This window comes from Kitasatospora arboriphila, assembly GCF_039528095.1.
GTDB lineage: Bacteria > Actinomycetota > Actinomycetes > Streptomycetales > Streptomycetaceae > Kitasatospora > Kitasatospora arboriphila.
In genome coordinates this window covers 10351-19551 of sequence record NZ_BAAALD010000120.1, presented here as the reverse complement: position 1 = coordinate 19551, position 9201 = coordinate 10351, and the positions used below count along the sequence as shown (strand labels likewise).

The window sequence follows — 9201 nt, the reverse complement described above, 5'->3', positions numbered from 1 at the left end:
TGCGCGCCGAGCTCGCCGTCGCGGCCTTCACCGGCGTGGTCCTCGCCCGCAGCGGGGGCGGGGCCCCCCCCCCCCCCGCCCCCCCCCCGCCCGTTCGCCCCCGCACCTGGGCACGGACATGACCGTGCATCAGATCGGGAACCGGTTCCACCCCGGTGGTGTCAGTGGTGGACGGTACGTTCCTGCTGCGGCTCCGGGCCGCAGCAGGAACTCCGCCGCCCCGGGCACCGGCAGCAGGTGCGGGCGGCCACCCCGATCAGGAGAGTCATGAAGGCCATGTTCCGGAAGGCGCGCATCGCCACTTCCGCCCTCGCCGCAGCCGCCGTCGTCGGCCTGCTGGCCGCCCCGGCCGCGCAGGCCGCACCGGCCGGCGTCGCCAACCCCGACTTCGAGTCCGGCGCCAGCGGGTGGAACACGTTCTCGTTGCCGTTCGGCACCGGGATCATCACCGACGACCCGGCGCTGCCCGCGCACTCGGGCACCTGGAAGGCCGAGCTCGGCGGCCACGGCCGGCCCGGCATGGACCGGATCACCCAGCAGGTGACGATCCCGGCCCTGCGGGTGCCGGTGCTGACCTTCTGGGTGCACATCGGCACCCCGACCCCGGCCACCTTCGGCTACCACGAGCTCACCGTCGAGGCCACCGCGCCGGACGGCACCCCGTACACCCTGGCCAGCCGGACCAACAAGGACAGCGGCAGCGGCTACCAGCAGGTCACCGTGACCCTGCCGAGCGCCTTCTACTCCTCCACCGAGCAGAAGGCCGTGATCTCCTTCTTCTCCGTGGACGACGCCGCCAACAAGGTGCCGTTCCTGATCGACGACGTCTCGATGGCCTACCGGCTGAAGATGTCCCGGCCGTTCTTCCCGCCGGTGCTGCTGAAGCCCTGATGCGGTGTCCGTTCCGGTCCGCCGCCACGGGCCGGGACGGCGGGCGCCCGGCGGGGCAGGATGTCCCGGTACCTGCCACACACCGCCGACCGCACCGGGGAGTCCAGGCTTGACCGAGCAGTTGACCGAGCAGCACCGGCCGTTCCTCTACGTCGTCGTCTGCGCCGCGGGCATCGCGGCGGACGTCGACACCCTGATCGGCGCCGCCCAGGACGAGGGCTGGGGCGTCGGCGTCATCGCCACCCCGACCGCACTCGGCTTCATCGACCGGGAGACCGTCGAGGCGCGGACCGGCCACGCCGTCCGCTCGGCCTGGCGCACCCCGGGCAGCCCGCAGCCGCTGCCCTGGGCCGACGCGATCGCGGTCGCCCCCGCCACCTTCAACACCGTCAACAAGTGGGCCGCCGGCATCTCCGACACCCTGGCCCTGGGCATCCTCTGCGAGGCGCACGGCCTCGGCACGCCGACGGCCGTCCAGCCGTACGTCAACGCGGCGCAGGCCGCCCACCCCGCCTACGGGGCGAGCCTGGAGCGGCTGCGGTCGATGGGCGTGCTGTTCGGCGACGCCGTCCCGCACCGGGCCCGCACCGACGAGGGCCGCGCCGCCTACCGCTGGACGGCCGTCCTCGACCTGCTCCGCCCCGTCCTCACCGGCACGGGCGGCAACGGCTGAAACCGCCCGGAACGCCGAAGTCCGGCACCGGCTCCCCGGTGCCGGTGCCGGACTTCGGCGGGACGGTGGGCCGCCAGGGGCTCGAACCCTGAACCTACGGATTAAAAGTCCGCAGCTCTGCCAATTGAGCTAGCGGCCCGCCGGCGGGCACGACCGTGCTGGTACAGCGCTCGCCGGGGCCGATCCTACCCGGTGATCCCCGGGGGGCCGCCAGGGGATTGTGCGCCGCGCCGCGCCTCGAACCGGTGCGCGGACGAGCGTCAGGCCGCCGGGTCCAGATGGACGGCCCGGACCCGGCGCAGCCAGGCCTCGGCCGGGGCCTCGTCGGGCGCCGCCGGCAGCACACCGGGCCGGTCGAACCGGGCCTCCGCCGAGGCGAGCAGCCCGGCCGCCTCCTCGGGCCGCTCGGCGTAGCGCTCGCCGAGCGCGCGGACCCGCTCGGGGTCGGCGAGCCGCACGGTGACCTCGCCGGTCTCGTGCAGGGCGAGGCCCTGCTCGACCAGCCGGACGAGGTGCCGGGCGTGCTTGGCGGCCCTGGCCCGCGCGGCCGGGTCGGTGGTGTCCCGGGTCGTCAGCTTCCTGAACTGCTGGGTGGCGTAGCCGAGGTAGGAACGGCGGACGGCGTGCTCGCTGAGGAAGGACCGGCGGATGCCGATCAGCTCCTCGCCCAGCGCGGTGCGCACCTCGTACAGGTCCTCGGGCAGCCAGGCGAGTTCGGAGGCGGTGGGGTTGCAGTTGAGCGCGAGCCGGCACCACTTCGCCGCCTCGTGCAGGGTCCGGTCGGGCGCGGTGGTGACGTGCGACTCCGCGGGCCGCTGCAGGCCGTGGAACTCGATGGTGGGCGCGGCGAACAGGCCGAGCCGGTCGATGTCCGAGCCGGCGTGCGCCAGGCCGTACGCGGTGGAGCCGACGATGCCGGCGAGCAGGACGTGCACGGGCGTCTCCGTCCGTCGGGGGCCGGCAGAACCGGTGGGGGGCTGAACAGGCAGTCTGCCCTGCGGCCGCCGCCGGGCGCGACCGAATTGTCGGTAGGTCGCTCCGGCCGCCCGTGCTCCGGCGCGCCGATACTGGGCCCATGGCGAACGGGCTGATGGACAGCGTGGTCCCGGCGGCGAAGCTCAGGGCCTGGTGGGCGCACCGGCAGTGGCTGACGGGAGGCCCCGAACCGGCGCACGCGGGCGCCTCCCCGGCCGAGGTGCTCAGCGCGGCCGGCTGGGCCCGGTCGGTCGGCGGCGCCGCCCCCTACCTGGGCCTGTTCGCCCGGGCCGGGCTGGGCCGGGAGGCGGTGGACACGGCGGTGGCCGCCCTGGAGGTGCACGAGCTGCCGTCCGCCCGCGGCTGCACCTACGTCCTGCCTGCTGCGGACTACGCACTCGGCCTGGCCGCCGGCGCGGGTGCCCCGGAGAGCGAGATCACCTCCGCGGTGAAGCACCTGGGCGTGACCCGGGACGAGATCGAGAAGCTCTGCCTGACCCTCGGCCATCTCCTGTCGCCCGACGACCCGTTGGAGCCGGCGGCGATCCGCGAAGCGGCGGGCGGGGCCGTCCGCCCGCTCGGCGAGGCGGGCCGCAAGCGCGGGGTGTCGACCACGCTGCCGCTGGCGCTGGGGCTGCTGCAGGCCCGCGGCCAGGCCCGCCGGGTACCGGTCAACGGCCGCCTGGACCAGCAGCGTTACGGCTACGTCCGGTGGGACCAGCCGGTGAAGGGCTCCGCCGCGGAGCTCGCCGAGCGGTACCTGTCGTGGGCCGCGCCGGCGGCCGTCCGGCACCTGAGGTGGTTCACCGGGTTCACGGCGGCGACCGCCAAGGCCGCGCTGGCCCCGCTCGACCTGGTCACCCTGCCCGGCACCGACCTGCTGCTGCCGGCCTCCCTGGTGGCGGAGTTCGAGGCCTTCGTGCCCCCCGCCGAACCCTCGTACGCGCTGGTCGCCGGGATCGACGGCATCCACCTGCTGCACCGGGACCTGCCCCGGCTGCTGGACGCGGCCGACGCCGGACGGACCCTGCCGGGCGGGCGGGCCGGGCGCACCTTCGGCTCCGAGGCCGACCCGCAGACCCATGTCGTGGTGGACCGCGGCCGGATCGTCGGGCTGTGGGAGTACGACCCCGGGGAGCGGGAGATCGTGCACCGGCTGTACGTACCGGAGGACGCGGCACTGCGCGCGGCGATCGACCGCACGGAGGCGTTCGTCCGCGACGAGCTCGGGGACGCCCGCGGCTTCAGCCTGGACTCGCCGAAGAGCCGCGCCCCCCGGATCGCCGCCCTCCGCGAGGCGACTCCGTAGGCGCTCGGGATGCCACAGCGCCCCTGGGGTTGACCACTCAAAGCGCGGTCGGGATGTAGTCGAAGGAGGCGACGCCCGGCACGCCCCGGGCGAGGCCGGCGGCCAGGACGGGCGGTACGGCGGCGTGCACGCCGGGCTCCAGCGGGACGTCGGGGTAGGCGAGCCGCTCCTCGGCCGGGGTGACGGCGAACTGCGCGTCCATGCCCGGCCGGTTGCCGCGCGCGTCGATCCGGACCCACTCCGACTGCCCGGGCAGCCGGTACGCGGCGAGGGCGTGCAGCGCCTCCAGCCGCTGGTAGCACAGGCCGGCCGGGATGCCCTCGGCACGGAGCAGGGCGACCAGCAGGTGGGACTTGCCGTGGCAGACGGCGTCGCCCGCGGCGAGGACGTCGGAGGCGCGGACGGCGGCGCTCCACCGGTCCACGTCGTAGGAGTGCGCCACCTCGTCGCGGACGTGCAGGTACAGGGCGCGCGCGGTCTCCTCGGCGCTCGCCCCGCGCAGGCTGCGGGCGAGCGCGCGGATCGCGGGGTGGTCGTGGTCGATCGTGGCGTCGACGGCCAGGTGGGCCCGGTCGTCGGCGGCTGTGGGCTGTGCGGTCATGCGGCCATCCTGCGGGGCCGGGGTGCGGACCGACCGGGATTTCCGCCCTTCGGACACCGCCGGTTCGGCTACGGTCGGGGCCATGAGCGACGAAGTCCTTGTGGTCACCGGCGGCGGACGCGGGATCGGGGCCGCCACCGCCCGGCTGGCCGCGGCCCGCGGCCACCGCGTCTGCATCAACTACCTCAACGACAGCGTCTCGGCGCAGGCCGTGGTGGACGGCATCCGCGCCGCGGGCGGCACCGCGATCGCCGTCCGGGCGGACGTGAGCCGGGCCGACGGGGCGAGGCGGCTGTTCGAGACGGTCGACGAGCGCCTCGGCACGCTGACCGGCCTGGTGAACAACGCCGGCACGCTGGAGAAGCAGTGCCGCCTCGACGAGCTGGACGAGGACCGGCTGGCCCGGATCTGGGCGGCCAACATCACCGGACCGTTCCTGTGTGCGGGCGAGGCCGTCCGCCGGATGTCCACCCGCTACGGCGGCCGCGGCGGGGCGATCGTCAACGTGTCCTCGGCCGCGTCCCGGCTGGGCTCGCCCAACGAGTACGTGGACTACGCGGCCTCCAAGGGCGCGCTGGACTCGATGACCCGCGGCCTGGCCCTGGAGGTCGCCGGCGAGGGCATCCGGGTCAACGCGGTGCGCCCCGGTCTGATCCACACCGGCATCCACGCGCTGGGCGGCGAGCCCGGCCGGGTCGACCGGGTCGCGCCGGGGCTCCCGATGGGCCGCGGCGGGCAGCCGGAGGAGGTCGCCGAGAGCATCCTCTTCCTGCTGTCGCCCGCCTCCTCGTACAGCACCGGGGCCTTCGTGGACATCGCCGGCGGGCGGTGAGCGGCGCGGCGGAACGGGTTTCGCGATCGGGCCCGCCCGGCGGGCCGGGCGGCCTACCGTTGGCCCCATGACCGAGAGCGAGTTCGACGACGCCGTCGACACCGACGCCGCTGTTACTGCCACTGCCTCCACCGTCACCGCCGGTGCGACGTCCGGGGCGGTCGCCGACATCCCGGCACGCCTCGACTACCAGCGGTCCCGGCCGCACGGCACCGTCCCGGACGTGCCGAACTTCCGGGACGCCGGGGTGGGCACCGTCCGCCCCGGCGTGCTGTTCCGCTCCGGCACCCTCGCCCTGCTGACCCCGCAGGGCGCCAGGGCGCTGGAGGCGCTCGGCATCCGGGTCGTCGTCGACCTGCGCACGTCGACCGAGCGCAGCCGCTGGCCGGACGAGCGGCACGGCCTGGACTACCTGGACCACCACCTGCCGCTGCTGCCGGACCGCTCGGAGACGGGCATCGAGTGGCCGTCCGGGTCGCTCCCGGTCTACCTCTTCATGGCCGAGACCGGCGGGGCCGCGATCGCCGGCACCGTCCGCCGGCTGGCCGCACCGGACGGGACGCCCGCGGTCGTCCACTGCGCCGTCGGCAAGGACCGCACCGGTCTGACCGTCGCCGTGGTGCACCACCTGGCCGGGCTGTCCGAGGAGGAGATCGTCGAGGACTTCCTGCGCTCGAACGTGCACCTCGGCCTGGACAAGGGGCCGGTGCCGTACCTGGACGAGAACGGCGAGGAGCAGCTCTCGCACCCGGTGGAGGCGGACAGCCTGCTCGCCGCGCTCGCCCGGATGCGCGAGCTGCACGGCTCGATCGAGGGCTACCTGCTCGCCCACGGTGTCACCGCGGAGGAACTGGCCGCACTGCGCGCCAAGTTGGGCTGAGGGTCCGGGCCGGAAGGGCGCGACACCGGCTCAGCCACGGGCGGGCCGGTGCCGCTCCTCCCAGGCGAAGGCCGCGGCCATCAGCACGGCGATCGCCCCGAGTTGGACGAGCGCCGACCTCCCGGTGCCGAGCGGGACGGTCGCCGCGACCAGGGCTGCCGCGACCAGCCGGGGCAGCAGCGGGTGCAGCCCGAAGGTGCGGCGGATCCCGGCGTTAGCGACCAGGAACAGCGCCGGGCCGGCGGCCAGCACCGCGGCCCGGGCGGTGGAGAGCCCCGCCGTCGGGTGCGCGACGGCCGACTCGGCGCCCGCCGCGAAGAGGATCACCGCGAGCAGCAGCGCGTAGTGGCCGAGGTTGTGGACGCGGATCGCCACGCGGTTGCGCCGGGCGTCGTCCAGCACCGCCATCACGGCGACCGTCCGCTCGTCGTCGTCGTGGCCGAAGTAGGCCCACCACAGGCCGATGCAGACCGCGAGCGCACAGACCGCCGCGCCCACCGGCCCGGCGGTGAGCTCCTCGTGGCCCGCGGCGCCGGCGCCCAGCGCGACCACCGACTCTCCGAAGGCCACGATCACCACCAGCCCGTGCCGCTCCACGAAGTGGTCCGCCCGCAGGTGGAACTGCGGCAGGTCGACCAGGTACGGGTTGGCGATCTGCAACGCCAGCGAGGCCGTCCACAGGGCGAGTTGGACGGAACCCTCCAGGTAGCCTCCGGCCACCACCAGGACGGCGATGACCAGGTTCAGTCCGCCCATCCGCAGCACCGACCCGCGGGCCACCCCGGCCGCCGCGAACATCCCGGTGTGCACGGCGATCACCAGCAGGTACGCCCAGCCGAACGCGGCCCCGCTGCCGTCGAAGGCGTGCGGCACGGCGAGCGAGACGATCAGGAAGCCCGTCATGCCGAGCAGCAGGAAGGCCCGGCGCGGGTGCGTCGACGGCGGCATCGCGTTGGTGAGCCAGATGAACGCGTCGTACATCCACCAGATCACGGCGAGCATCACCAGCACCCGCACCAGCCCGCCCGGGGTCAGGTGGTGCACCAGGCTGGCGGTCAGCTGGGTGATGGTGAAGACGAAGACGAGGTCGAAGAAGAGCTCCAGCGGGCCGACCCGCAGTTCGGCCTCGCCCTCGACGGCGGTGGTCCTGGTGGCAGTGGTCACGGGCGCGAGTATGGATCAACTCGGCCGCCTGCGGGCGGGATTTCGGCCGCACCGGTGCCCGCCCGGTGACGTGCCCCCGCCCGGGGCACCCGGCCGAGCGGGTTAGGGTCGCAGGAGAGTCCCCGGAGCGAGGAGTACGGAAATGGCGGGTGTCCCGAGCACGGCGGTGGCGGCGGCCGGTCTGATCGGCGGGTACGGCACCGCCCGGTGGAGCGGGCGCCGGGAGCTCGGCGGGGCGGTGCTCGCCGCCGCCGGTGCCACCGCGGCCGTCCAGTGGAACCGCCAGGCCGGCCCGGCCACCGCGGCGGCGCTGACCGGGCTCTACGTGGCGGCGTTCGGCGGCTCGCACCCGCTGGCGAAGAAGATCGGCGCCTGGCCCTCCGTCCTTGCGGTGACCGCCGTGGTGGCCACCGCCTCGGCCCTGGCCACCCGCCGCAGCAACTGACCCGAAGGCCCCGAGGGTCCGGGCAGGCGCCCCGCCCGGCCGCGGGTCGGCCCGGGTGCCGCTCAGGCCGCCGGGAAGCGCGCCTCGAAGGCCGCCCGGTTCGCCGACACCGGTGAGCGGTCCCAGACCGCGAAGACCACCCGGTCGAAGGCGGCGCCGTGGGTCGCCAGGGCGGCGGCGAAGGCGTCCGCCACCACCGCCGGGTCGTTGCGGAACACCCCGCAGCCCCAGGCCCCCAGCACCAGCTCGCGGACGCCGTGCCGGGCCGCCGCGGCGAGCACCCGGACGGCCCGCTCGGCGAGCACCCCGGCCACGTCCACCGGCCGGCCGCCGGAGCGCAGCGCCAGCTGGCCCGCGTTGGGCGCGGGCGAGGTCAGGAAGGACAGCGCGTAGGGCTCGGCGAGCAGCCCGCCCGGCCCGCGGACCACCGGCACGTGGGGCGACCAGATCACCCGGTGGCTGTACCGCAGGTCACCGGAGGCCCGGTGCGCCTCGTAGTAGTCCGGGGCCTCCAGCAGGCACCGGTAGAGCAGCGCGCTGCGGCAGAGGTCCTCCTCCTGGGCCTTGGCGCCGCGCAGGTAGCCGCCGCCCGGGTTCCGCGCCGAGGCGAAGTTCAGCACCGCGACGTGCTCGCCGCCCGCCGCGACCAGCCGTGCGCCGGCCTGGATGCTGCCCTCGGCCGTGACCTCGACCGCCCCCGTGAACGGCCCCGCGCCGGGGCCCGCCGGCTCGTCCGGCCCGTACGAGACCGTGCCGGCCCGGGCCGCGGCCAGGACCGGCCCGATCTCCACCACCGCACCGGCCCGCGTCCGGTAGTTCCCCCGCTCGGCGATCTCCTCGTTCTCGACCGCCACCTGGTGCATTCGACTCATGGCGGTGACGCTACGCGCCGCCCCGGGGAGTCCGCCACCGATTATTCTCATTCCGAGAACAACACCGCGCCCGGCCGCCCGGGAACGCGGACGGGCCCGCCCCACCGAAGTGGAGCGGGCCCGTACCAAGGCGCGTGAGGCGTCAGTTCTTCCAGCGCGGCTTGCGGTCGTCGCGGTTGAAGCCGCCGCGCTCACCGCGGTCACGGTCGCCGAAGGAACGGCCACCGCGGTCGTCACGGCCGAAGCCCTGCGGACGGCCGCCGGAGCGGTGGTCGTCGCGGCGGGCGAACGGACGGCTGCTGCCGCTGTTGCCGCGGTCGCGGTCACCGAAGGACGGGCGGTCGCCGAAGGAGCGGGCCGGACGGTCGCCGAACGAACGGCCACCGCGGTCGTCGCGGTTGAAGCCGCCACGGTCGTCACGGTTGAAGCCGCCGCGCTCACCGCGGTCACGGTCGCCGAACGAACGGCCACCGCGGTCGTCACGGTTGAAGGAACGGCCACCGCGGTCGTCACGGTTGAAGCCGCCGCGCTCACCGCGGTCACGGTCGCCGAACGAACG

Annotated in this window: 10 protein-coding genes, 1 tRNA gene and 1 pseudogene; 6 read left to right on the top strand and 6 right to left on the bottom strand. The window is 75.4% G+C overall.

Translation table 11 applies throughout. From position 1 onward, the window contains the following. Positions 1-267: 267 nt before the first annotated feature. Together ABD353_RS35420 and ABD353_RS35415 are read left to right on the top strand one after the other, a co-directional pair. On the top strand, positions 268-891 hold the full coding sequence (locus ABD353_RS35420) for a hypothetical protein (protein WP_344627817.1): 624 nt from the start codon (positions 268-270) through the stop codon (positions 889-891). Between the two features lie 109 nt (positions 892-1000). Then, on the top strand, positions 1001-1564 hold the full coding sequence (locus ABD353_RS35415) for a flavoprotein (protein ID WP_425555319.1): 564 nt from the start codon (positions 1001-1003) through the stop codon (positions 1562-1564). A 66-nt stretch (positions 1565-1630) separates the two neighbouring features. On the opposite strand, the gene ABD353_RS35410 is transcribed toward ABD353_RS35415, so the two are convergent. Beyond that, positions 1631-1703: transfer RNA gene (locus ABD353_RS35410), tRNA-Lys, on the bottom strand. A 121-nt stretch (positions 1704-1824) separates the two neighbouring features. Then, positions 1825-2499: a DNA polymerase beta superfamily protein gene (locus ABD353_RS35405; RefSeq protein ID WP_344627816.1), complete on the bottom strand. Its 675-nt coding sequence runs from the start codon at positions 2497-2499 to the stop codon at positions 1825-1827. 140 nt (positions 2500-2639) lie between these two features. Here ABD353_RS35405 and ABD353_RS35400 point away from each other — a divergent pair, with 140 nt between their 5' ends. Beyond that, positions 2640-3848: a DNA glycosylase AlkZ-like family protein gene (locus ABD353_RS35400; RefSeq protein ID WP_344627815.1), complete on the top strand. Its 1209-nt coding sequence runs from the start codon at positions 2640-2642 to the stop codon at positions 3846-3848. A 37-nt stretch (positions 3849-3885) separates the two neighbouring features. Here ABD353_RS35400 and ABD353_RS35395 read toward each other — a convergent pair whose 3' ends face one another. Further along, positions 3886-4449, bottom strand: a complete 564-nt coding sequence (locus tag ABD353_RS35395; protein ID WP_344627814.1) for a transglutaminase-like domain-containing protein — start codon at positions 4447-4449, stop codon at positions 3886-3888. An 82-nt stretch (positions 4450-4531) separates the two neighbouring features. Here ABD353_RS35395 and ABD353_RS35390 point away from each other — a divergent pair, with 82 nt between their 5' ends. Then, positions 4532-5281, top strand: a complete 750-nt coding sequence (locus ABD353_RS35390; protein WP_344627813.1) for an SDR family oxidoreductase — start codon at positions 4532-4534, stop codon at positions 5279-5281. Positions 5282-5348: 67 nt separating this feature from the next. Continuing rightward, on the top strand, positions 5349-6161 hold the full coding sequence (locus ABD353_RS35385; protein ID WP_344627812.1) for a tyrosine-protein phosphatase: 813 nt from the start codon (positions 5349-5351) through the stop codon (positions 6159-6161). Between the two features lie 30 nt (positions 6162-6191). On the opposite strand, the gene ABD353_RS35380 is transcribed toward ABD353_RS35385, so the two are convergent. Further along, positions 6192-7325 carry a low temperature requirement protein A gene (locus tag ABD353_RS35380; protein WP_344627811.1) on the bottom strand — a complete coding sequence of 378 codons (1134 nt, stop codon included), beginning with the start codon at positions 7323-7325 and terminating at the stop codon, positions 6192-6194. A gap of 142 nt (positions 7326-7467) precedes the next feature. On the opposite strand from ABD353_RS35380, the gene ABD353_RS35375 reads away from it, so the two are divergent. Further along, positions 7468-7770: a hypothetical protein gene (locus ABD353_RS35375; protein WP_344627810.1), complete on the top strand. Its 303-nt coding sequence runs from the start codon at positions 7468-7470 to the stop codon at positions 7768-7770. A 62-nt stretch (positions 7771-7832) separates the two neighbouring features. On the opposite strand, the gene ABD353_RS35370 is transcribed toward ABD353_RS35375, so the two are convergent. Further along, positions 7833-8642, bottom strand: coding sequence for a TIGR02452 family protein (locus tag ABD353_RS35370; RefSeq protein WP_344627809.1), 810 nt, complete (start codon positions 8640-8642; stop codon positions 7833-7835). Positions 8643-8784: 142 nt separating this feature from the next. Further along, a pseudogene (locus ABD353_RS40635) lies at positions 8785-9201 on the bottom strand (DEAD/DEAH box helicase); the annotation flags it as partial.

Excerpts from the sequence above, each read along its gene's own strand:
- ABD353_RS35375 (WP_344627810.1), top strand. The coding sequence starts at position 7,468 with ATGGCGGGTGTCCCGAGCACGGCGGTGGCGGCGGCCGGTCTGATCGGC.
- ABD353_RS35385 (WP_344627812.1), top strand. The coding sequence starts at position 5,349 with ATGACCGAGAGCGAGTTCGACGACGCCGTCGACACCGACGCCGCTGTT.
- ABD353_RS35400 (WP_344627815.1), top strand. The coding sequence starts at position 2,640 with ATGGCGAACGGGCTGATGGACAGCGTGGTCCCGGCGGCGAAGCTCAGG.
- ABD353_RS35420 (WP_344627817.1), top strand. The coding sequence starts at position 268 with ATGAAGGCCATGTTCCGGAAGGCGCGCATCGCCACTTCCGCCCTCGCC.
- ABD353_RS35395 (WP_344627814.1), bottom strand. The coding sequence starts at position 4,449 with ATGACCGCACAGCCCACAGCCGCCGACGACCGGGCCCACCTGGCCGTC.
- ABD353_RS35390 (WP_344627813.1), top strand. The coding sequence starts at position 4,532 with ATGAGCGACGAAGTCCTTGTGGTCACCGGCGGCGGACGCGGGATCGGG.
- ABD353_RS35370 (WP_344627809.1), bottom strand. The coding sequence starts at position 8,642 with ATGAGTCGAATGCACCAGGTGGCGGTCGAGAACGAGGAGATCGCCGAG.